Here is a 21,205-nt window from a genome sequence, read left to right on the forward strand (position 1 = left end):
AAGGAACCTCGAATCAGGCCCTATTATATTGGGGAAAAGCGGCTGATTACCTTGATGATGAAAATGGATGCCGATATGGTGGTCATGACCATGACCGACTTAGAAAATTTTCACATCAAACGTAGCTATGTACGAAAAAATATTGAATATATCTATGTTTTCCATGCCCCTCTTAGTTTTATCATGACATTGCGTGACGGGGCCCTTGATCATTACGACACGATCTTTTGTACTGGGAAAGGACAGGTAGAAGAAATTCGTAAAATAGAATGTCAATATTCACTTGCAGAAAAAAATTTAATTGAATGCGGATATAGTGTCATTGAAAATATGAGGCGACACTACTTAGAGAATGAGGAAAACTACAGAAATCAAACTATAAAAAAAATACTAGTAGCCCCATCTTGGCAAGAGGATAATATTCTGGATCTTTGTTTAGACCCCCTTTTGAGTTCGTCTCTACGAGACGGCTGGCAGATTATTGTTAGACCTCATCCTGAATACGTCAAAAGATATGGAGCTCGTTGGAAGAAGTTACAAGATCAATATAAAAATATATCCAAAGATAAATTGATTTTACAAAGCGATTTTTCCTCTAATGAAACGGTATACAGCGCAGATGTTCTTATCAGTGACTGGTCCGGTATTGCTTTTGAATATGCTTTCTCAACTAGAAAGCCGGTGCTATTTATTGACACTCCAATGAAGGTAGCAAATCCCAATTATGCTGATACAGTTGCAGAACCATTAAACCTGACACTAAGAGGAAAAATAGGAATTCAGCTAAAACCGGAACAGACAAATCAAGTGGGAAAATCCCTGGAATATTTATTGGAGCATGCAGCAGACTATTCTCAAAAAATTGCCGAGCTAACGGATGAGTATCTTTATCATATGGGGCATAGCGGTGAGATCGGTGGTCGCTATATACTTTCAAGTCTTCAGAAAAAAGCAAAAAATAAACCGCAAAATCTCCATTAGGCTAATAAATAATCGAAAGATGGAATGAATTTCATATGAATACTTTAATTTTAAACTCTGGAGCAGGTACCCGTATGGGAGAGCTCACCTCTCAACATCCAAAGTGCATGACAGAAATACAAAAAAATGAAACTATCATCAGTCATCAGCTTAGATTATTATCTCAGTCTGGGGCCGACAAGGTGGTTATCACAACTGGTCCGTTTTCTGATATTCTGGTGGATTACTGTTACTCGCTAAAGCTTCCATTGAAGTATATATTTGTAAATAATCCCCGCTATCATGAAAGCAATTATATTTATTCTATTTATCTTGCGCGTAAACATCTACGTGGAGACGACACACTCCTAATGCATGGAGATTTGGTCTTTGAACCATCTGTTTTAGAAAAAATAAAGACAGCTTCAACCAGCGTTATGGCTGTCAGTTCTACTGTGAATCTTCCTGAAAAAGATTTCAAAGCTGTTGTTTCAGAAGGGCGGATACAAAAAATAGGCATAGAGTTCTTTGATAATGCTGTCTCAGCACAACCTTTGTATAAATTGCTAAAGAAAGATTGGGAATTATGGTTAGATGAAATAGAGAGCTTCTGCGAAAAAGGAGATATCACCTGCTACAGTGAAAATGCTTTTAATTGTATTTCATCTGAATGCTTGATTTATCCGTTTGATATAAAAAATGCCCTTTGCAGAGAAATTGATACTCCAGAAGATAGAGAGGTAATTTCGTCTGCCCTTGAAAAAATTTCAAGTAAAAATTAAGAAGAGGGGGATGAATATGCCTCAACTGATATGGATGGGGAATGAAGGATATTTTTATTTAACAACCTATTTAAAACAAAAAGAAATCAAAAAGCTATTTTTAGTGTGTGATCAAGCTATCGCCCATTTACCTTTAGATCACTTTTTTACTCAATTGGAACAGTTAGGAATCACTATTACACGTTTTAATAATTTCTGTGTAAATCCCCGCTATGAATCCATTGTTGACGGAGTAGAATGCTTCCTGCAATCAAAAAGTCAAGCAATTATTGCAATCGGTGGCGGTAGTACAATTGATGTAGCAAAATGCATTAAGTTGTATAGTACCATGGATTCAAATACCTGCTATTTAAAGCAAAAAATTATTCCAAATAAAATTATGCTAATTGCTATCCCAACGACTGCAGGAACCGGCAGCGAGGCGACTCGCTATGCTGTAATTTATCAGCATGGAGAAAAACAGTCTATTACACATGAAAGCTGTATTCCATCAGTTGTCATCCTTGACCCTTCTCTTTTAAAAACTTTACCAGATTATCAAAAAAAATCAGCTATGATGGACGCTTTATGTCATGGAATTGAGTCTGGATGGTCCATTCATTCAAATGTTGAAAGCATGGAGTACTCATTAAGTGTAATCAAAAAGATTATGAAATGGATGCCAGATTATCTGGAGGGAAATCCCGAGGCTGCAAATGAAATGTTGACATCTGCAAACCTTGCAGGGAAAGCAATCAATATCACGCAGACAACTGCCAGTCATGCGATGAGTTACAAATTGACTTCTCTTTATGGTATCTCGCATGGACATGCTGTAGCAATATGCCTTCCCCATCTATGGAAATACATGAGGACGCATCTAAAAACGAAATGCATCGATCCCAGAGGATATAAGCATGTAGAGCAGAGCCTTATAAAATTGGCAGAAGCACTGGGATGCCCTGATACAATATCTGTTGAACAATATTTGATGAATATCCTTCGGAAGTTGAAATTAACTGCACCGCAATCTTGGAAAAAGGAAGATATTCTTATCCTTGCAAATTCGGTAAATCCCGTTCGCCTAAAAAATAATCCTATAATGCTAGACTCACAAGTATTAATGGAATTGTATGGAGAAATTTTATTAAATACTTAGCAAGGGGGGGTAAAATAATATGAATATCGAAAATTTTGTAGATGCTCTTGATGCAGATTTTTTTGCCGGGGTGCCGGATTCTCAATTAAAAGCTCTGACAGCATTTCTGTTCGATCGTTATGGTATCTCCTCCCAGCATGTCATTGCCGCGAATGAGGGAAATGCGGTTGCACTAGCCGCCGGGTACCATCTGGCAACCGGAAAAGTCCCTGTCGTTTATCTGCAAAACAGCGGACTTGGAAATATCATCAACCCTGTCGCTTCTCTGCTCCATCAGAAGGTATACGGGATTCCTTGTCTCTTTATTGTTGGCTGGCGTGGGGAACCCGGTGTGCACGACGAACCGCAGCATATTTTTCAAGGCGAACGGACAATCGAACTGCTCGAACAGATGCAGATTCCCGCTTTTGTTATTGGCCAGCATACAACTGAGGCGGAAGTCCGCTCCAAACTTGAGGAATACCGGGAGGTATTTCATAAAGGCGGACAGGCAGCTTTTGTTGTCCGGAAAAATGCGTTGGAATATGCGCAGCAGACCTCGTTCCCCAGTCGCAATACCATGCGTCGGGAGGAAATCCTATCTCATATTTTGGATGCCTCAGAAGAGGGAGACCTCTTTGTTTCTACTACAGGGATGGCCTCCCGTGAGCTGTTTGAGCTCCGTGAAGCCCGCGGGCAAGATCACGCCCGCGATTTCCTGACTGTTGGTTCGATGGGGCATTGTTCTTCTATTGCGCTGGGGATCGCACTTCAAAAGCCGGAACGCAGAGTCTGGTGCATTGATGGCGATGGCAGCATTCTGATGCACATGGGTGCTCTGTCGGTAGTAGGTGCGAACGCCCCAAAACGGTTCATCCACGTCGCTATCAACAACGGCTCCCACGAATCGGTAGGCGGGATGCCCACTGTGGCAGGAAATCTGGAGCTTTCCCAGATTGCGAAGACATGTGGCTATACATATGTTGCGTGCGCCGCTGATTTTGATGCATTGGATGATGCCTTGCAACGATTGAAACAAGCCGAAACACTGTCTTTTCTGGAAGTGAAGGCGGCGACTGGCACACGAAAGAATTTGGGAAGGCCCACAACCTCCCCTATTGAAAATAAAATCTCTTTTATGAATTTTTTAGCAGGGAAATAACGGTCTCTTTGCAGGCCCCAACCGCGTCCGAAGCCTGCAGAGGAAGGAAAAACATTCATAGAAAGAGAAAAGATGGTGAACAGAGCTTATGTCAGACAAAAAAGTATTTATGTGTATGAGCACCGACGTGATCCATGGTGGTCACATCGAAATCATAAAACGTGCCGCAGAACTTGGGGAGTTGACAGTTGGTGTCCTCACCGATGAAATCGTAGCCACCTATAAACGTTACCCGCTCCTTTCCTGTGAGGAACGTATGAAAATTGTAGCCGGGATCAAAGGTGTTTCCGCAGTTGTCAAACAGGAGGACATCAGTTATCGGGAACCACTGCGCAGGATGCGCCCCGACTATGTGGTGCATGGCGACGACTGGGTCACTGGGTTTCAAAAGCCGGTGCGGGATGAATGCATCCAGCTTCTTGCGGAATATGGCGGGGAATTGATTGAATATCCTTACTCCATCAATACCCAGTACGACCGTTTGGAGGCCGCCGCCAGATCTCAGCTTTCCATCCCGGATATCCGTCGGGGCCGCTTGAAATGGCTGATCGAAAAGAAGGGCATGATCACCTGCATGGAGGCTCACACTGGCCTCACCGGTTTGATCGCTGAAAAAACGGTCATCATGGAGGAAGGAACAATCCGGCAGTTTGACGGTATGTGGGTTTCCTCCCTTTGTGACTCCACCATCAAGGGAAAGCCTGATACAGAGCTTGTCGACTTCTCTTCCCGGATGAACACAATTAACGACATCATGGAGGTGACGACCAAGCCGATCATCCTTGACGGCGATACAGGCGGTCTGACAGAGCATTTTGTCTATACCGTACGCAGTCTGGAACGGGTGGGTGTCTCCGCGATCATCATAGAAGATAAAACCGGCTTGAAGAAAAATTCTCTTTTTGGTACAGAAGTCCCTCAGCAGCAGGACACCATTGAAAATTTCTGTTATAAAATAGCCGAAGGAAAGCGGGCGCAAAAGACCAAAGATTTTATGATTATCGCCCGCATTGAAAGCCTCATTCTGGAAAAGGGGATTGACGATGCCCTGACACGTGCACGAGCTTATGTAGCAGCCGGCGCGGATGGCATTATGATCCATTCCCGACGCAAGGAACCGGATGAAGTATTTACATTTGTCCAGCAGTTCCGTGAGGAAAACCAACGCGCGGTTCTTGTCGTCGTACCGACCTCCTATAATGCTGTATACGAAGAGGAGTTTAAACGTCGGGGGGTCAACGTGGTGATCTACGCCAACCACCTGATCCGCAGCAGTTATCCGGCTATGCAAAAGACGGCTGAAACTATCCTGCGCTGCCACCGCGCCAAAGAAGCGGACGAGCAGTATTGTATGCCGATCAAGAGTATCCTTTCCCTGATACCAGAAGAATAAGGACCTGATAAATAGAAAAAAGGTGCCCAGCCCGGATATACCGGGCTGGGCACCTTAGATATTTTTACCGTTGGATAGACTCTGGATAGTTTGTGACTTTCATCGTCTCCTCATTGATATTCAGCCGACAGGCGGTGGTAATCTTCGCACCCTTTTTCACGGTCAGCTGTACCGGGTGTTCGGCATCCCCGCCAGTAGGGATCACATCAAGGACGGTATCCTGCCGGGCGGTATAGATCGACTCGAATTCGATCACCGACTGTCCATCGGTCGCCTCGGGGCGCAGTTTGACACAGAAGCTGCTGCCCTGGAACCCATCTTTATCGTAGTTTTCGCGGGTGATCGTCCAGACCAGTCCTCCACCGGTCGTGGTACGGATACGCTTGCTGAATTGGGTAGTGTCCCGCAATTGTGCACTGTCTGCCACCTGATAAGCATTCCCATCATCGTCCCGGACCCGGTCAACGATACGGCAGTACACCGCATCCCCCTTGACCCCACGGCTGTACGGGGCGGCCAGCATCACATAATTATAGATCACCGTATTGGACAAAACCTTACATTCTTTGGAAAGCACCGGGCTTTCAGCAGCATACGCGGGAATCGCAATCCCGCAGACAACCAGGACAGCAAGCAGGACGGAAAGCAGTTTTTGACGCATCGGGGAAACCCTCCAATCAAATGGAAATCATGTGTACATCACAGACTGTCTGAAAATATCGGACCCATCGGTTTTTCCAGGAAACGGTACCTACTATTGATTTGTCCAATTTCAAACAGACTTTATCGTCCAAACAGTTAAGACAATCGCTTATTTTAACTGTCGGGCAAAACCCGCAAGCACGCTTCGCGTGCTGGGTGGCCGTGGAATCTGAAGGCGGCAGTCCTGCCGCGGATCTGAAAAGAAACAGACCACTTCTCTTCAAATGCTTCGATTATAGAATAAGCATAACAGGATAATATGTCCAAATTGTGACGAAATCGAAAACGATGCAGAAGGGTTTACAAACGGAAGGATTTTGCGTACAATAAGAGCAGGAAAACAAGGCATCTTTACGAAACAGACAGGAGAGAAAAACGCATGTTAGAACAAAAACGGATTAGTGTCATCGGCGGTGGGCAGATGTGTGAAGCGATCTTCAGCGGTGCGGTCGCAAGCGGCGTCGTACGCCCTGAGATGGTGACGATTACCGATCTGAATGAGGAGCGGCTGGTGGACCTTGCGACCCGGTATGGCTTCGCAACACTCCCCAACGACCCGCAGAATGAGGGGGCAAAGGAGGCGGCACAGCAGGGGGACATTCTGGTACTCGCGATCAAGCCGCAGTTTGCACGCGCAGTGCTTGAGGCGCTGCGGGATGAGCTTCGTCCTGACCAGCTAATCCTGTCGATCATGGGCGGCGTGACGCTGGACTTTCTCGAGGGATTCTTCCCGGAAAACCCGGTGGTGCGGGTGATGCCCAATACACCGATGCTGGTGAGAAAAGGGGTTGCGGGAATCGCCGCAGGAAAAAATGCGCAGCAGGAGCATTGTGACCTTGTCAAAGAGTTGTTTGATCTGGTGGGGATCTCCTATCTGCTGCCCGAGCGTTTGATTGACCCTCTCACCAGCATCAGCGGCTGTGGGCCTGCGTTTGCGTATCTGATGATCGAAGCGATGGCAGACGGCGGTGTGGAAAACGGCCTGCCCCGGGAGATGGCAATTCAGCTCGCCGCTCAAACGCTTACAGGCTCTGCTGAAATGGTCCTACAGACCGGACGTCATCCCGCCGCACTCAAGGACAGCGTCTGCTCGCCTGGCGGCAGCACGATTGCCGGCGTGCACGCGCTCGAGGATGGCGGGTTCCGCGCTGCAGCGATCAATGCGGTTACCAAAAGCTGCGAACGAATGATAGAGGTCGGTAAAAAAGCCTGAATCGCTTCCCGCACTCCTTTCAAAAATTTTGCAGAATTATCGGGAATAAACGATTGTTTTTTTGAAGAAATTGCATTATAATGAGAGAAAATCATTACGCTGGATTGGAGGCGTGTTTCATGTCTAAAAGTTATGAAGCAATTAAACAATATCTGGACGATCAGGAATGGAGATATGACTACCGCGAAGAGGATGAATATTTCATTATGCGGATGAACATGCAGAGCGTTGACAGCTGCACCTGCATCATCCAGCTCAAAGAGAACGATGACTTCACCGTTTATTCTATTTTCCCGCTCAAGGTCGCGCAGGACAAGCTTGCGGCAGCGGCGGAATACATTGCGCGCGCCAACTACGGCTTGACAATCGGCAATTTTGAACTGGATTTCGACGATGGCGAGCTGCGCTACAAAGCGACCGCCCCTTGGAAGGACACGCCGGTGGACCCTGCGCTGATCGACCGGATTGTCAACATTGGCTTCTGTATGGTCGACCGCTACGCGCCTGGTCTGCTCTCGGTCCTGTATGGCAATGTTGCCCCAAAAGAGGCGATCGACAAGATCGAAAACAGCGAAGACTGACCATCATTCCCGCGCAAGGGGGATCAACAGAAGGAGGCATACCGATTGTTCCATCTATTCGGCCGCAGGCGCCCGGATGAATTTACCGAGCCGCCTCAGCCCGCGACCCTTCCGGTCAGCAGCCCGGAAGGATACGCATCTTATGTGCTGGCCTGCCGCAGTCGTGCCCAGCCCAAGTTAAAACGGCTGTTCGAGAACTATAACCTTGAGGAGTGCACCAGCATACAGCTCGACCACGATGTTGGTACTGCGTGGTTCCGGCGGTCGGATGGCAGCAATATCGTAAAGTTTTCCTATATTCCTGTTGGGATGCTGGCCGCCCCCATTGGCATGTGGCTTTGGTCGTGGGCCGACCCAGACAACCTGCTCGCCGAAAAATCCGCAAAGCTCAAGGAACTTGCTGCGCTCACTGGGCAGGAATTTTATGCGCTGCCCAATTTCCCCATTTCTGATGAGCAGCTTTATGACATTCTGGCGATCTCAGCAGACTATCTGGATGCGATTGCCCCCTATATCGCCCCGCTCAATGATGGAAACATGAAACTGTTCCTGGCTTTGACCGAGCGGATTGACTGACAGAAATACTGACCCTGTAGAAAAGCTGGATGTGCAACGCACATCCAGCTTTTTCATTCGGCTTATTTCATCAGCTTATCTAACAGGACAAGCAGCTCTTCGATCTTTTCATCCGCGCTGCCTGTTTCAAACGCCTGCCGTACACAGCTCTCCATATGCCCGCGCAACACCTCTTTGTTGGCGCGGGCGAGCACCGAACCGGTCGCCATGATCTGGTTTGAAATATCCATGCAGTAGCGGTCCTCCTCGATCATCCTGAGGATACCGTCGATCTGTCCGCGGGCCGTTTTCAGCAGGCGGCTCACCTGCTTTTTATCCGCCTGCATCAGGAAAGGGAGACGACTTCATAGCCCGCATCGACCACCGCCGCCTTGAGCTGTTCGTCACTGACTTTGCCTTGGGTCGAAATCGCCGCGCATTTCGCCTCGAGATCCACTTTTGCGGAAACCCCTTCGAGCGAATTCAGTGCCTTCTCCACCCGCGCACTGCAATGTCCGCAGGACATGCCTTCGATCATCATTTTCTTTTCCATACCATTTTCTCCTTTGTTCTCTGATTTGGTTTCTCCAACCCGTTCCGGCGTTGTGGCCGGAATGGGCGCGGAGGTATCTGCAACCGCCTTGCGGCGGGGCTGGAACAGCTTGAGGCGGAGCGCATTGGAAACAACACAGACCGAACTGAGGCTCATCGCCGCCGCACCAAACATCGGATTCAGCCTGAGTCCGAAGAGCGGGAAGAAAATCCCTGCCGCCAGCGGAATACCAATCGTGTTGTAGAAGAACGCCCAGAAGAGGTTCTGTTTGATATTGCGGATCACCGCGCGGGAAAGTTCGATTGCGGTCACCGCGTCGAGCAGGTCGCTTTTCATCAGCACCACATCCGCCGACTCGATCGCAACATCGGTTCCCGCACCAATCGCGATTCCGACATCCGCGCGGGTGAGCGCGGGCGCATCGTTGATCCCATCCCCGACCATCGCAACCTTTTTGCCGGTCTGCTGGATCGCACTGACCTCCCGCTCCTTATCCTGCGGAAGCACCTCCGCGACCACCCGGTCGATTCCGAGCTGCCGCCGGATCGCTTCGGCCGTCCGCCGGTTGTCGCCGGTCAGCATCACCACATCAATCCCCATCGACTTAAAAGCGTCAATCGCTGCCCTGCTGGTCGGCTTGACAGTATCCGCCACCGCAACCAGCCCGAGCATCCGCCCTTCCGCCGCAAAATAGAGCGGTGTTTTCCCCTGCTCGGAGAGTGTCTCCCCTTTCTGTTCGAATCCATCCGTTGGGACACCATTTTCCCGCATCATCTTCAGATTTCCCGCCAGGAACCGCTTCCCGTCAATCCGGGCCTCGATCCCCTGCCCTGCAACCGCCGAAAAGCCGGTCACGCCGCGGAGCAGAAGCCCACGGGCAGATGCCTCCTCAACGATCGCCTCGGCGAGCGGATGCTCGGAAGGCTTTTCAATCGAAGCCGCAGCCGAAAGCAGCAAATCCTCTTCCACGCCGGGCGCGGTTACCAGATCGGTCACCCGGGGCTTGCCTTCGGTAATCGTGCCGGTCTTATCCAGCACAACCGTGTTGATGGTGTGTGCTGTTTCGAGTGCTTCCGCCGATTTGATCAGGATACCGTTTTCCGCCCCTTTGCCGGTCCCGACCATGATTGCAACCGGGGTCGCAAGCCCCAGTGCACAGGGGCAGGAGATCACCAAAACCGCGATCCCGGTTGAGAGGGCGAACTCGACCGAATAGCCAGCTACCAGCCAGGCCGCCGCAGCCAGTACTGCGATCCCGATGACCACTGGGACAAAGATGCCGCTGACCTTATCCGCCAGCTTGGCAATCGGCGCCTTGGAATTGGCGGCATCCTCAACCAGGGCAATGATCTGTGCCAGGGTCGTATCCCCGCCAACCTTGGTCGCCCGGAACTTAAACCAGCCGGATTTGTTGATGGTGGCCGCGATCACCCGGTCGCCCGGATGCTTCTCAACCGGGATGCTCTCACCGGTCAGAGCGGATTCGTCCACCGCGGAACTGCCCTCGGCGATCTCGCCGTCAACCGGGATGCTCTGCCCCGGTTTCACGATCACCATGTCCCCCACAGCGACCTCTTCCACCGGGATTTCGATTTCAGTGCCGCCCCGTTCCACCAGCGCGGTCTTGGGCGCGAGATCCATCAGCTTGGTGATTGCTTCGCTTGTCTTGCCTTTGGAGCGGGTCTCCAGATATTTTCCCAGCGTAATCAGCGCAAGGATCATTGCGGCAGACTCGAAGTAAAGGTCCATCGAGTACCGGCTGACCATCTCACTGTCACCATGCCCCAGCCCGTAACCGATCATATAGATTGCAATAATCCCATAGACCATCGCCGCAGTCGAACCAATCGCAATCAGGGAATCCATATTGGGGGAGCCTTTGAACAGCGTCTTAAAGCCAACCTTATAGTATTTCCGGTTCACATACAGGATCGGCAGCGTGAGAAGGAACTGGGTAAACGCAAATGAAACCGCATTCGCATTCCCATGGAGCCAGTGCGGGAGCGGCAGTCCGGCCATATGTCCCATCGAGACATACATCAGCGGGATCATAAACAGGAACGAAACCACCAGACGAAACTTCATATTGGAAATCTCTTCCTGAACATGATCGACCGGCTTCTGCGCCTGCCGGACTGGCTGCGCACTGTGTACCGACGCGCCATAGCCTGCGTCCTCCACCGCGTGGATGATCTGTGGGGCATCCACCGCGGCTTCGTCATACTCAACCGCCATATTGTTGGAAAGCAGGTTCACCGTGACTGCGCGGACTCCCTCCACCTTCGACACCGCTTTCTCCACATGCGCCGAACAGGCCGAGCAGGTCATACCCGTCACATCGAATTTCTGTTTCACCCTTATTCCTCCTTCTCCCCCCCTCACAGGGGGTGTGGGTCTATAAGGCTATTTTATACCAATACAGTCTATTTGTCAAGAGATTGTACTGTCTCTGTTCCTATAGAAAAAATCAGATCACTACTAAACAATTGTTTGTCATCCCTCTAGTGTATGTGGTATAATAGCTGACAAGCAGCTATTATACCGGAGTGATGGCCAGAAGGAAGGACGTACAATGATTGGCATTCTCTTTGATTTTAATGGAACCATGTTTTTTGACGAGAGCTTTCAGGAGGAATCCTGGAAATCGTTCCTCATGAAAAAAACAGGGCGCGCTGTCACAGACAAAGAATTTCAGAAATATATCCATGGCAGAAATTCCGACTTTTCCCTGCCCTACTTCTTAGGGCGTCCACTGTCAAGGGGGGAGAGCGAACTGTTAGAGGAAGAGAAAGAATCCATCTACAGAAAGCTTTGTTTGGAGAGCGAATCGTTTCAACTCGCGGATGGACTGCCCGCATTTTTAGACGAACTGGTCGCTCGAAAGGTTCCGATTACGATTGCAACCGCTTCGGGATGGAACAACGTCAAATTCTTTTTCGAGCATCTCGATCTGGACAGATGGTTTGATATCGACAAGGTCGTTTATAACGATGGGGCACTGCCCGGAAAGCCTGAACCCGACCTGTATCTGAAAGCGGCAAAACGCCTGGGCGTGGATATCCATAGCTGTATCGTGTTTGAAGATTCTGTGTCCGGTGTCGAGTCCGCCAAACGTGCCGGCGCCCTGAAAACAATCGGGGTGGCATCCATGCGGAAAAACTACCTGTCAAATGAGATTGTTTCTGACATCATCCACGATTATTCCAACCTGGCACTGTTATTGAAAATGATAGGCATAGAATCTGACGAAAAGGAGCTGCAACATGAGATTTGAACGTTTAACCACAACAGAGGACCCCAGATACACAGAAGCAATGGAACTATACCGCATCAGTTTTCCATTCCATGAACAGAGGGAGCCGGACTCCCAGTCACAGATTATGAGCCACAAGGACTACCAGTTCCTTCTGATTTATGACGAAAGCCAGTTTGCCGGCCTGATTTTATGCTGGGAAACCGAGCAGTTTATCTATGTCGAACATTTCTGCATCCTGCCCGCCATGCGAAATCGAAAATACGGGCAAAAAGCCTTGGAACTCCTGAACCAGAGGGGAAAAACTGTTATTTTGGAAATTGACCCGCCGGTTGATGAAGTTTCCATCCGTCGGAAATCGTTCTATGAACGGGTGAGTTTTCAGGCAAACAGCTATACGCATTGCCATCCTGCCTATCACGCAGGCTATGAGGGGCACCACCTGGTCGTGATGTCCTGCCCGGAACCCCTGTCCGAAGCGGGTTATGATGCGTTTGACCGGTTTCTGAAAACCGTTGTAATGCACGTCTCCCCATAATTACAAAAAACAGGAGGTCTATCATGAAAAAATGGTATGATGAAGAGTATGCATTTACGATTGAAGTCATCGGGTTTCTCCGCGGCGACCATACCGAGCGGTACTGCCGAAACGGCGAAGAGGTAGGGGATCGGTATACCTGCACCTATGGTTGCCCTGTCAACGCAGATGGGCAGGGAATCTGCTCCAAGACCATGATGATGCTGTTTCCAATCATGGAAGCGATCAGAAGTGGTGGTGATCTGGAAAACATCGGCGGCAGCAGCAGATACTGCAAGGATATTGTCTGCCCGGATGGCTGTGTTCTGTTCCGGCTGACAGCAGAAAACCTTGGAAACGAAAATTTCTTCAAAGGAAAATTTTTTGATTGACCGAATGTTCGTCAACAGCCGGTCACTTGTGCGGCACAACATGGATAAGCTGTGAGTATCGGTTGCGTCAAAACCTTTCCACTGTCCATGAATGCTTCTACGCCCGCTCTTTTTCTAAAGAGCGGGCGTTTTCAACCGATATGCACCAAATGAACAAGAAAACGCTCTGTACTGCAAGATCAAAAAACGCAGGCAGCGCTTTGACAGCATAACCGGAAGGCTGCTGGCGGGTATCCATACAGATTTTTATGCAGGAAAAGCAGAAACCCTCAAAAGATTTCCGGGTCCAATCCGATAAAACTTTCCAGATAAACTTCCGAAAAAGAGCGGATTTGTTCCTGTTCTGCCGCGGCACTCTCATCATAAATTGCCGCGACCCGGAACCCGGCCTGCGCAGCAGTCTGCACCGCATGTGCCGCATCCTCAAAAACGACGGTATCCATCTTTGAACTGCCCAGCCTCTCAATCGCCCGCTCAAAGATAAGCGGCTGCTGTTTGCCTGAACCGGCCTCATCGCAGGTCATCAAAAAATCGAGCAGTCCAAGCACGCCTGTACGGGCCAGAGCGGCTTCGGCTACGCTCCGGTCCGAGGCGGTCGCAACACAGAGCCGCACCCCCATTCCATGCAGTTTCTGTAGGAACTCCTTCACACCCGGCTTGAGCGGAAGTACATGGAGGTACTGTTCGTTGACAAACTGCAAAATCTCCCGGATAATCTGTTCCGGCGGGTCCTCCACTCCAAGCTCGGAACGCAGATAATCCGCAGTTTCCCGCATCCCCAGCGCGCGGACACGCTCAACAAAACCGTCCGGCGGGACTTTTCCCTTGGTCCGAAGGTAATCCTCCCCCACCGTATTCCAGACGTGCATGGAATCCAGCAGGGTGCCGTCCATATCAAAAATAGCCGCACGCAGCATGGCAGCCGCCTCCTTTGGTCAGATTTTATAACGGGTCCATCGCCCGCTTCGGAACCGCAGCCAGGTCAAGGTAAACCGGGTCGCCTGATCGGCAGTCAGTCCGAGCCATGCACCGGTCAGGCCCAGGCCCAACGGATAACAGAACAGCCATCCAAAAATCGGGCGCAGAAAGGTGACGCTGATAAGCGAGACAATCGCGGCATAGACCGTATCCCCCGCACCGCGCAGGCAGCCCGCAAAGACCACTGCCGAGATTTGCAGGAAGGTGATGATTGACAAAAACAGGGTGATCGTGCGGCTGTATTGCAGGATCTGGGGGTCACGCGAAAAGAGCATGAAAATCTGCCGGCCGAGCGAAAGGAAGATGACCGCCAGCCCGGCCGAGAAGAGGGTCGCAAACCGCTGGCAGATGCCACCGTAAAGGCGCGCCATATCCGGGCGCTGCTCCCCAAGGCTTCGTCCGACCATTGCAATGGCTGCGACCGAAAGACCGTCCCCAAACGAGAACGAGAGCGTCAACAGGTTGACGCCGATCTGATGGGTGGCAAACGCGATGGTCCCGAGTTTCGCGACAAGGATCGAATAGGTCAGGAACCCAACCCTCATAAAAATCTGTTCCGCAAGGGTGCTTGAACCGATCTTGAAGATTGCTGAGAGGGTCTTGCGCTCAAACCGCGCATGTTGAACCCCATGCAGAAAGATAAAATGGTCGGGATGCAACAGCGAGCGGATGCTCATTCCACAGGCACAGGCCGAGCCAATCACTGTCGCGATTGCCGCCCCTGTCACACCAAGACGCGGGAAGCCCAGTTTTCCGCCGATCAGCAGATAATTGAACACCACGTTTACCGAGTTGGAAACCAGGTTGGTGCGCATAGCAATTTTGGTATTGCCCGAGCCGCGCTGTGCGGCGTTGATCACCATGGAAATGGTGTTGCAGATCAGCCCGCCCATAATGATCCGGAAATAGGCGACCGCATCCGCGTGGGTTTCGGGATGCGATCCGGCAAACCGGATGATCTGGTTTGCAAAAAGGATGCTGATGGTGCTGACCACCGCTGTGAGCAGCAGGGTAAGCAGGAGCGCCTGCATCAGCACCCGGTTGGCATCCGCCCGGTCCCCTTCCCCGCGGCGGCGGGCAACGATTGCCGAGATCGCCACATTGAGAGAGATGAACACTGCCAGCCCGATAAATTTAGGCTGGGTGGTAAGCCCAACCGAAGCAATCGCCTGCGAGCCGATTGTACCGACCATGATCGTATCAACCATGGCCACCAGCGCAATCAAAAAGGACTCAAGGATCGAGGGCCATGCGATGTGAATTGTCGAGATCAGAAGGCTGTGGTAGTCCGGGACATCCCCGAGAATCTGGGTATTGCGCAGGAGCCTGTCCACCCGGAAGAGCTGCATCGCGCACCATCCCCCTTTCTATGTCTCCTTACAGTTTACACCTGTTCCAGAGGAAAATCAACCCGCCTGTTTTCCCGGGAAAATGTACAGGGCATTTCAAGGGGAAACACTTGAAAAGAATCCGGATGATTCTTTTCAAGCCCGCGTAAAAAACTCTACAGAAAGCTGCTGCTATAGCCTCTCTTCGGGTGTTGTCGTTGTCCTGTACGTCTTGTACCAGACGGCTATCATCAAGGAAATGCCCCCTCCTTTTCAAACCGCCCACGCAGCACCGAGATCGCCTTTTTTTCGATGCGTGAAACGTACGAACGGGAGATATCCAGTTTTTTTGCAACCTCCCGCTGGGTGAGCGGACGGTTCCCCCCCAGCCCATATCGCATCACAATGATCTGGCGTTCGCGCTCGTCCAGCGCTGTACCGATAAACTGGTAAAGCTGCTCCGATTTGATATGCAGGTCAATGCAGTCAACAATATTGTCCTCTTCCGACATGACATCCATCAGCGTAAGGCTGTTGCCATCCTTATCTGTGTCGATCGGGTCACTGATATAGACATCCTGCGCAGACTTCTTCTTGTTGCGGAAGTGCATCAGGACTTCATTTTCAATACATCTGGAGGCATAGGTGGCAAATCTTACGGATTTTTCCGGCTTAAAAGTCGAAACTGCCTTGATCAAACCGATGGTGCCGATTGAGATCAGATCATCCTGATCCTTGAAGGTACTGTAATATTTTTTGATGATGTGCGCGACCAGCCGCAGGTTATGTTCGATCAGTCGGGCTTTTGCAGCCTCATCCCCGAGGGCGATCTGTTCGAGGCATTCCCGTTCCTCCTTGGCGGTGAGCGGACGGGGAAAGGAACCGGTCCCGGTGACGTGCAAAGCAAAATAAAGAAGATCGCAAAGATACGCGAACAGAGAAAACATAGGGAGCCTCCTTCATTCTTTTATATGAGCAGTACTATCATATATACACAAAAAGGCTCGCTTTGTGCAAGTCCTGGGCAAATACCAGCGAAAAAACCGCAGACGGAAACAATTATCGTAAAAAACAGTGGGACAGCATATATTCTATAAATTGGAAATTGCACAGAGCCACTTGACGGATGGACCATTTTCCGATACAATAAAATTTGTATGAAAGCGAATTGGACAGCGGCGGGATGCCGGAAACGGCGTCGTGAGGAAAGTCCGGGCTCCACAGGGCGGGATACCTGCTAACGGCAGGCCGAGGCGACTCGAGGGAAAGTGCAACAGAGAGATACCGCCATCCTCGGATGGTAAGGGTGGAAAGGCGGGGTAAGAGCCCACCGGGATGCGGGCGACCGCATTGCCATGTAAACCCTATCCGGAGCAACACCAGCTGGAACAACGCGGCTGCCCGCCGGGTTCCGAAAGGTGGCTTGAGCCGTATGGCAACGTACGGCCTAGAAAGATCGTTGTCCGCGACAGAACCCGGCTTATAGATTCCCTTTCTGCCAACTGCGCGTTCCGGTTTTCCGGGACGCGCTTTCTGCACCTCCTTTTACGCCGTTATGGTTCTTTTTCCCTATCTCCCCGCATAGGCTTGGAAGGGAGGTGGCAGAGATGGAAACCCTGTTTTTTCTCGGCGCGGCAGGTGCGGCACTCGCTGTACTCTGCGCATTGGCCGCGCTGGCGCGTTCAGGCAGATTTCTGCGTTCACTGGCTTTTTCTGCGGTCACCGGCAATCTCGCCCTTTTGGCCGTCTGCTGGAGCGGCGCATTTACCGGTGTTCTATTCTCCCCCAACCTGTTCACAGTCGGGGTGGCGTCCCTGCTTGGTATCCCCGGTGTAATTGCCATGCTGATCTTCAAATTGATTTTTCGGGCCTGATCTGGTATGATATAGTCATCCGGCACATTTGATATGCTGGATGGCTATGCAATCTGAAACAGGCCTGCCATTGGCAGTCTTGCAAAAAATCATTCTGATTCTTAATATCAGGATAGAATCCAAAGAGTCAGACAGGAGGACAAAAGCATGGAAGTCAAACGGCTCAATGGGGCAACCGACGACCTGTCCGATGCATTTTATGTACGGGAACAGGTCTTTACGATCGAGCAGGGATTCACCCTCCCGGACGCTGACGGGTACGACCCGCAGGCAGTTCATCTGGTGATTTACGACGCGGAAAAGCCGGTCGCAACCGGCCGCATCTTCAAGGATGATGGATTCTTCCATCCCGGGCGGATCGCCGTACTGAAAGACTACCGCAAAAAACAGCTCGGACGGTTGCTGATGGAGGAGCTTGAAAAGATCGCGCGTGAACAGGACGCAGCCTGTCTTCGGCTTGGCGCCCAGCTCTATGCTGTCCCATTTTATGAGCGGTGCGGATATCGGGGCACTGGCGAACGGTTCATGGATGAATTTTGCGAACATGAAATGATGGAAAAAATCCTGTGACGATCCCCGTTTCCAGAAACAAAAAAGCCTGCTGAAAAGCAGGCTTTTTGACTATCTGACATTACATCTTCGAGCTGATGAAGTAGACCGCCAATGTCACGACCACAAACGCAATCCCCGCGTATTTGGTGACCCGGACCATCGTGGCCTGAAGGGTACGGCTTTTGTTTTTGCCCAGATAAGAGGACTCATTCGCACCGGAAAGGGCGTTCATACCGCCTCCCTTGCCCTCCTGGAACAGGACCGCAACCACGATGACAACGGCGCAGAGCATGATGATGATACCGCCGACGATTTCAATAACGCTCATTTTCAAACCTCCGATAGACCGCATTACAAATTTAACTCGTGATATTGTACCACAATTTCCCCGGATATGCAAGGGCTGAACCCGCATTTTCGACCGGCTGGCCGAAAATTTTGCGCAGGACAGGGAAAGAACGACCCCTAAGCTGGATTTGTCTTTTCTTTTGTGCCATCATTTATTGTAATCTCTGCTGCGCTTGTGTACCCTTCCAGCCAAGCATTCAATTCCGGCCATGGTTCGAACAGGTCAATCTCAATGTATCCATCCGCCACCCAGTAGTCCGGGGATATGTCATAGATTTTGTCCTTATTTTTTTGGATGATCTCCTCTTCCCATAAATCTGCGATCATTGCATCCATCTCAGACTTTGAAAATTTCACGATACTGTAGGAAAAGGGGATTTCCGGATCCGCATATGACTCCAAAATTTCACTTGCAGCCGCCTGATCGACCACATAAACTTCAAGCACTACCGGCAGACTCTGTTTTACCTCTGCCCATCCCCCAAAAATATCCGGGGGAAGAATCTTTTCCACCTGCTTTGAAAGTGCATAAGCCCGGTCTACTAAACGAAGCCGTTCTCTCGTCGCCCTCTCCTCTTCCTCCTGCTCCGGGGTAAGCGGCGGAGGCGGCGTCAAAGGTTCGACCGGCTCCCCGGGCGGGATTTTATCCAGGTCGGAGGACGGCGGCTCCGGTTCGCTGGAAAGCTCCGCTGCGCTGGAATCCACCGGCTCGCTTGAGGATGGCGGCATACTGGCGGGTTCTGCCGCATTGGAGGTGGCCTGCGCACTGGGAACCGCGCTGGAAGGTTCGGCCGCACTGGAAACCTCCGGCTCCCTCTTGGATTCCGTTTGGCTGGAGGATTCGCCTGCGTTGAGCGGCTCCGGCTCACTGGAGGATTCCGGCTCGCTAGAGGATTCCACCTCATCGGACGGCTCCGGCTCGCTGGAAGATTCCGGCACACTGGAAGATTCCGGCACACTGGAAGATTCCACCACGCTTGAGGACGCCGCCCCGCTGGATGCAGCAACAGGTTCAGTCTGACCGGTACATCCGGTCAGACTGAGCAGTGTTGCACATAAAATGATAAATCTATTTCTCATCTTTGTGAACCTCTCTGTAGATGTAATTGCAACTTTATAGTATTGCTTTGAAAAAATTAAACACCGCTGGAGTCATTTTCGCGCCACTATTTTCGCCTTCATCTGTGTCCTTCAAGTGTGTGGCAAAACCGGCATTGTAGTTAAAAATTCCTACAACATAATAATCATCATCATAAATTGGCGCACCACTCTGCCCACTTAAAATATCGTGACGAAACTCTAAATCATAAGGACCAACGCTCCTAATTTTATCGCGGCTAATACGGGCCTTGTACTCTCCTGCCCGATATCCACTAACCAAACAGGTATCTCCCACTTTTGCGCCATTTGTATAAAGACCAAAATAGCCTTCAGATGCCGTTCCTGCTGGAAGTGTAATCGTTCCATAATCGTAACGCCAATCTCCTGCTACTGTGGAGGAAGAACCCGCGCTCCATTGGGACGGATAGCGCAGCTTACTGCTGTCAACAACAACCGTCTTATGCGGAAGAACAACTTTGATACTTTTCGCCTTACCGCCGTATCTACCGTCATACAGGCAATGTGCCGCTGTTCCCATCGCATGATCTCCATAGAGGAAACCTGTGCCCTGCCTTGTTTTTCCATCCGGATAGTCGATAAATAGCTTCGCATCAGCTTTGTATCCTCTTCCATCTGCCGATATGGCTTTCCAAGATTCATCATCGCCAAAAATCGTGCAAGGACGCACTGACGGGTTCGGGTCATAAGGTTCTGTTTTATCTTGAGAGTCGCCTACGGCAGAGGCCGACAAGCCCATAGTCAGCAACAGCATGACAACCAGAAATATGCTTACACTCTTTTTTAACATATACTGCCATTTTTCTTCACTGTTTCTTTCCCGTGATACCCCCTGCGCGCATATCTGTTTATCACAATTCCATCATATCACATATGGATAACATTGTCAATTTATTTATTTGTAAAAAATATGTTAAATATATAAAAAATAATTATATCGTTATCTTTATAAAACAATGCATCCTGGCCATACTAACAACGGTTTTTACTCCGAAAAGCGTTTGCACAGGGATGATGCAGGCATCCACCCGGTGGCTCTGGGCCGGGGACAGACTGTTCAGCGCGTTCCACAGACGGCAGAACCGCTCCTTGAGCTCCAGAACCTCGTCCGGGGTGGGCTCGTGCAGGCAGGCGGAATATTCGATGCCGTCCTCGCAGTCCAGAGAATACTGCGAGAGCTGCCGCTGGTAGGCCGCCTCGTAGCGGGCGATGCTCTTCCTGGCTACCTCCAGGGTATCCCCGCACATCTCCATAACCTTTTTCTCCCGGTAGTTCCTGGGGGCGTGGATAAAAATACGCACCACTCCCGGATAGTTCTGCAGCACATAGTCCGCCGAACGGCCAATGAGCACACAGGCTCCTGCCTCCGCAATGTGGCGGATGGCCCGTTCCTGCGCCACGATGGCACGCAGTATGGGGTCGGTGGTCAGATACAGCTCCCGCATGACAGCGTTTTCATCCGAGTTGGTATTGGAGATAAATTCCTGTGCCAGACCGCTCTCCTGGGCGGCGATGGCCACCAGCTCTTTGTAATAACAGGGAATGCCCAACCGCTGGGCAACAAGCTGGCCGATCCGTTTCCCGGCAGATCCATGCTCCCGCGCTATGGTGATGATTACGCCTTTCCGGGAAGGCCGGATCACCGCCGCAGGCTTAGAGGCTTTCGCTGTCTGCCCTAACCCCTTCCACACCCGAACCCATGACCCAAACGGTGACCAGAATGGCTAGGTTGTGTCCCTAAAGTCAAGAAATAGAAATCCAAACAAAAACAGCGACAAAATGAACAAGGGAAAGGAAAGATTTAGCAGTTTTCTCATAACGAGTAG

Annotated in this window: 22 protein-coding genes, 1 other RNA gene and 1 pseudogene; 14 read left to right on the forward strand and 10 right to left on the reverse strand. The window is 50.5% G+C overall.

The genetic code is table 11. From position 1 onward, the window contains the following. The 5 genes from D5269_RS13720 to aepX form a co-directional block, all read left to right on the forward strand. Positions 1–981: CDP-glycerol glycerophosphotransferase family protein (locus D5269_RS13720; RefSeq protein WP_207670311.1), on the forward strand; the 981-nt coding region annotated here is incomplete at its 5' end. A gap of 35 nt (positions 982–1,016) precedes the next feature. Next, a complete protein-coding gene (locus tag D5269_RS13725) occupies positions 1,017–1,742 on the forward strand; it encodes an NTP transferase domain-containing protein (protein ID WP_022788580.1) in 726 nt (241 codons plus the stop codon). Between the two features lie 16 nt (positions 1,743–1,758). Then, positions 1,759–2,880, forward strand: a complete 1,122-nt coding sequence (locus tag D5269_RS13730) for a phosphonoacetaldehyde reductase (protein WP_120486348.1) — start codon at positions 1,759–1,761, stop codon at positions 2,878–2,880. 19 nt (positions 2,881–2,899) lie between these two features. Next, positions 2,900–4,021: a phosphonopyruvate decarboxylase gene (aepY, locus tag D5269_RS13735; protein ID WP_120486349.1), complete on the forward strand. Its 1,122-nt coding sequence runs from the start codon at positions 2,900–2,902 to the stop codon at positions 4,019–4,021. A gap of 88 nt (positions 4,022–4,109) precedes the next feature. Beyond that, a complete protein-coding gene (aepX, locus tag D5269_RS13740) occupies positions 4,110–5,414 on the forward strand; it encodes a phosphoenolpyruvate mutase (RefSeq protein WP_120486350.1) in 1,305 nt (434 codons plus the stop codon). 64 nt (positions 5,415–5,478) lie between these two features. On the opposite strand, the gene D5269_RS13745 is transcribed toward aepX, so the two are convergent. Further along, positions 5,479–6,075, reverse strand: a complete 597-nt coding sequence (locus tag D5269_RS13745) for a hypothetical protein (RefSeq protein WP_016317264.1) — start codon at positions 6,073–6,075, stop codon at positions 5,479–5,481. A gap of 420 nt (positions 6,076–6,495) precedes the next feature. Between D5269_RS13745 and proC the strand changes: the two genes are divergently transcribed. The 3 genes from proC to D5269_RS13760 all read left to right on the forward strand — a co-directional run bounded on the left by proC (position 6,496) and on the right by D5269_RS13760 (position 8,486). Further along, positions 6,496–7,329: a pyrroline-5-carboxylate reductase gene (gene proC / locus D5269_RS13750; RefSeq protein WP_120486351.1), complete on the forward strand. Its 834-nt coding sequence runs from the start codon at positions 6,496–6,498 to the stop codon at positions 7,327–7,329. A 119-nt stretch (positions 7,330–7,448) separates the two neighbouring features. Further along, positions 7,449–7,910, forward strand: a complete 462-nt coding sequence (locus D5269_RS13755) for a YbjN domain-containing protein (protein ID WP_016317262.1) — start codon at positions 7,449–7,451, stop codon at positions 7,908–7,910. Positions 7,911–7,955: 45 nt separating this feature from the next. Next, positions 7,956–8,486 (forward strand): DUF6882 domain-containing protein, encoded by a 531-nt coding sequence (locus tag D5269_RS13760; protein ID WP_016317261.1) that lies wholly within the window; start codon positions 7,956–7,958, stop codon positions 8,484–8,486. Between the two features lie 62 nt (positions 8,487–8,548). Here the strand turns inward: D5269_RS13760 and D5269_RS13765 are convergent, their stop codons facing one another. Both D5269_RS13765 and D5269_RS13770 read right to left on the reverse strand, forming a co-directional pair. Beyond that, positions 8,549–8,812, reverse strand: a complete 264-nt coding sequence (locus tag D5269_RS13765; RefSeq protein WP_016317260.1) for a metal-sensing transcriptional repressor — start codon at positions 8,810–8,812, stop codon at positions 8,549–8,551. Then, positions 8,812–11,373: a heavy metal translocating P-type ATPase gene (locus D5269_RS13770; protein WP_120486352.1), complete on the reverse strand. Its 2,562-nt coding sequence runs from the start codon at positions 11,371–11,373 to the stop codon at positions 8,812–8,814. The genes D5269_RS13765 and D5269_RS13770 overlap by 1 nt, the downstream gene beginning before the upstream one ends. Positions 11,374–11,590: 217 nt before the next feature. On the opposite strand from D5269_RS13770, the gene D5269_RS13775 reads away from it, so the two are divergent. Genes D5269_RS13775 through D5269_RS13785 form a run of 3 tightly spaced genes read left to right on the forward strand, consistent with a single transcriptional unit; the run spans position 11,591 to position 13,180 of the window. Next, positions 11,591–12,292 (forward strand): HAD family phosphatase, encoded by a 702-nt coding sequence (locus D5269_RS13775; RefSeq protein WP_120486353.1) that lies wholly within the window; start codon positions 11,591–11,593, stop codon positions 12,290–12,292. Beyond that, complete coding sequence (locus D5269_RS13780) at positions 12,282–12,809, forward strand: GNAT family N-acetyltransferase (RefSeq protein ID WP_120486354.1); 528 nt, start codon at positions 12,282–12,284, stop codon at positions 12,807–12,809. The genes D5269_RS13775 and D5269_RS13780 overlap by 11 nt, the downstream gene beginning before the upstream one ends. Before the next feature lie 23 nt (positions 12,810–12,832). Further along, on the forward strand, positions 12,833–13,180 hold the full coding sequence (locus D5269_RS13785; RefSeq protein ID WP_016317256.1) for a TIGR04076 family protein: 348 nt from the start codon (positions 12,833–12,835) through the stop codon (positions 13,178–13,180). A gap of 269 nt (positions 13,181–13,449) precedes the next feature. Here the strand turns inward: D5269_RS13785 and D5269_RS13790 are convergent, their stop codons facing one another. The 3 genes from D5269_RS13790 to sigK form a co-directional block, all read right to left on the reverse strand. Next, positions 13,450–14,097, reverse strand: a complete 648-nt coding sequence (locus tag D5269_RS13790) for an HAD family phosphatase (RefSeq protein ID WP_120486355.1) — start codon at positions 14,095–14,097, stop codon at positions 13,450–13,452. Positions 14,098–14,115: 18 nt separating this feature from the next. Then, entirely contained in the window at positions 14,116–15,507 is a 1,392-nt protein-coding gene (locus tag D5269_RS13795; RefSeq protein WP_120486356.1) for an MATE family efflux transporter, read from the reverse strand. A 230-nt stretch (positions 15,508–15,737) separates the two neighbouring features. After that, positions 15,738–16,433, reverse strand: a complete 696-nt coding sequence (sigK, locus tag D5269_RS13800; protein ID WP_016317253.1) for an RNA polymerase sporulation sigma factor SigK — start codon at positions 16,431–16,433, stop codon at positions 15,738–15,740. Between the two features lie 213 nt (positions 16,434–16,646). Between sigK and rnpB the strand changes: the two genes are divergently transcribed. The 3 genes from rnpB to D5269_RS13815 all read left to right on the forward strand — a co-directional run bounded on the left by rnpB (position 16,647) and on the right by D5269_RS13815 (position 17,930). After that, an RNA gene (gene rnpB, locus D5269_RS13805) (RNase P RNA component class A) lies at positions 16,647–16,985 on the forward strand. Positions 16,986–17,093: 108 nt separating this feature from the next. Next, positions 17,094–17,360, forward strand: a complete 267-nt coding sequence (locus D5269_RS13810) for a pro-sigmaK processing inhibitor BofA family protein (protein ID WP_016317252.1) — start codon at positions 17,094–17,096, stop codon at positions 17,358–17,360. A gap of 147 nt (positions 17,361–17,507) precedes the next feature. Beyond that, complete coding sequence (locus D5269_RS13815) at positions 17,508–17,930, forward strand: GNAT family N-acetyltransferase (RefSeq protein WP_016317251.1); 423 nt, start codon at positions 17,508–17,510, stop codon at positions 17,928–17,930. 61 nt (positions 17,931–17,991) lie between these two features. Here D5269_RS13815 and secG read toward each other — a convergent pair whose 3' ends face one another. From secG to D5269_RS18615, 4 genes and pseudogenes are all read right to left on the reverse strand, one after another. Next, positions 17,992–18,240, reverse strand: coding sequence for a preprotein translocase subunit SecG (secG, locus tag D5269_RS13820; protein WP_158604998.1), 249 nt, complete (start codon positions 18,238–18,240; stop codon positions 17,992–17,994). 137 nt (positions 18,241–18,377) lie between these two features. Next, positions 18,378–19,340, reverse strand: a complete 963-nt coding sequence (locus D5269_RS13825; protein ID WP_120486358.1) for a hypothetical protein — start codon at positions 19,338–19,340, stop codon at positions 18,378–18,380. A 34-nt stretch (positions 19,341–19,374) separates the two neighbouring features. Further along, complete coding sequence (locus tag D5269_RS13830; protein WP_166545187.1) at positions 19,375–20,169, reverse strand: trypsin-like peptidase domain-containing protein; 795 nt, start codon at positions 20,167–20,169, stop codon at positions 19,375–19,377. A gap of 220 nt (positions 20,170–20,389) precedes the next feature. Continuing rightward, positions 20,390–21,070, reverse strand: a pseudogene (locus tag D5269_RS18615) (cytidylate kinase-like family protein); the annotation flags it as partial. Between the last annotated feature and the right edge of the window lie 135 nt (positions 21,071–21,205).

Origin of the sequence: Anaerotruncus sp. 1XD42-93, from assembly GCF_009917605.1 — a bacterium.
Lineage (GTDB): Bacteria > Bacillota > Clostridia > Oscillospirales > Ruminococcaceae > Anaerotruncus.

Excerpts from the sequence above, each read along its gene's own strand:
- D5269_RS13785 (WP_016317256.1), top strand. The coding sequence starts at position 12,833 with ATGAAAAAATGGTATGATGAAGAGTATGCATTTACGATTGAAGTCATC.
- D5269_RS13755 (WP_016317262.1), top strand. The coding sequence starts at position 7,449 with ATGTCTAAAAGTTATGAAGCAATTAAACAATATCTGGACGATCAGGAA.
- D5269_RS13780 (WP_120486354.1), top strand. The coding sequence starts at position 12,282 with ATGAGATTTGAACGTTTAACCACAACAGAGGACCCCAGATACACAGAA.
- D5269_RS13790 (WP_120486355.1), bottom strand. The coding sequence starts at position 14,097 with ATGCTGCGTGCGGCTATTTTTGATATGGACGGCACCCTGCTGGATTCC.
- proC (WP_120486351.1), top strand. The coding sequence starts at position 6,496 with ATGTTAGAACAAAAACGGATTAGTGTCATCGGCGGTGGGCAGATGTGT.
- D5269_RS13725 (WP_022788580.1), top strand. The coding sequence starts at position 1,017 with ATGAATACTTTAATTTTAAACTCTGGAGCAGGTACCCGTATGGGAGAG.
- D5269_RS13775 (WP_120486353.1), top strand. The coding sequence starts at position 11,591 with ATGATTGGCATTCTCTTTGATTTTAATGGAACCATGTTTTTTGACGAG.
- D5269_RS13815 (WP_016317251.1), top strand. The coding sequence starts at position 17,508 with ATGGAAGTCAAACGGCTCAATGGGGCAACCGACGACCTGTCCGATGCA.
- D5269_RS13730 (WP_120486348.1), top strand. The coding sequence starts at position 1,759 with ATGCCTCAACTGATATGGATGGGGAATGAAGGATATTTTTATTTAACA.
- secG (WP_158604998.1), bottom strand. The coding sequence starts at position 18,240 with ATGAGCGTTATTGAAATCGTCGGCGGTATCATCATCATGCTCTGCGCC.
- D5269_RS13745 (WP_016317264.1), bottom strand. The coding sequence starts at position 6,075 with ATGCGTCAAAAACTGCTTTCCGTCCTGCTTGCTGTCCTGGTTGTCTGC.
- sigK (WP_016317253.1), bottom strand. The coding sequence starts at position 16,433 with ATGTTTTCTCTGTTCGCGTATCTTTGCGATCTTCTTTATTTTGCTTTG.
- D5269_RS13825 (WP_120486358.1), bottom strand. The coding sequence starts at position 19,340 with ATGAGAAATAGATTTATCATTTTATGTGCAACACTGCTCAGTCTGACC.
- D5269_RS13810 (WP_016317252.1), top strand. The coding sequence starts at position 17,094 with ATGGAAACCCTGTTTTTTCTCGGCGCGGCAGGTGCGGCACTCGCTGTA.
- D5269_RS13765 (WP_016317260.1), bottom strand. The coding sequence starts at position 8,812 with ATGCAGGCGGATAAAAAGCAGGTGAGCCGCCTGCTGAAAACGGCCCGC.
- aepX (WP_120486350.1), top strand. The coding sequence starts at position 4,110 with ATGTCAGACAAAAAAGTATTTATGTGTATGAGCACCGACGTGATCCAT.
- D5269_RS13795 (WP_120486356.1), bottom strand. The coding sequence starts at position 15,507 with ATGCAGCTCTTCCGGGTGGACAGGCTCCTGCGCAATACCCAGATTCTC.
- D5269_RS13830 (WP_166545187.1), bottom strand. The coding sequence starts at position 20,169 with ATGTTAAAAAAGAGTGTAAGCATATTTCTGGTTGTCATGCTGTTGCTG.
- aepY (WP_120486349.1), top strand. The coding sequence starts at position 2,900 with ATGAATATCGAAAATTTTGTAGATGCTCTTGATGCAGATTTTTTTGCC.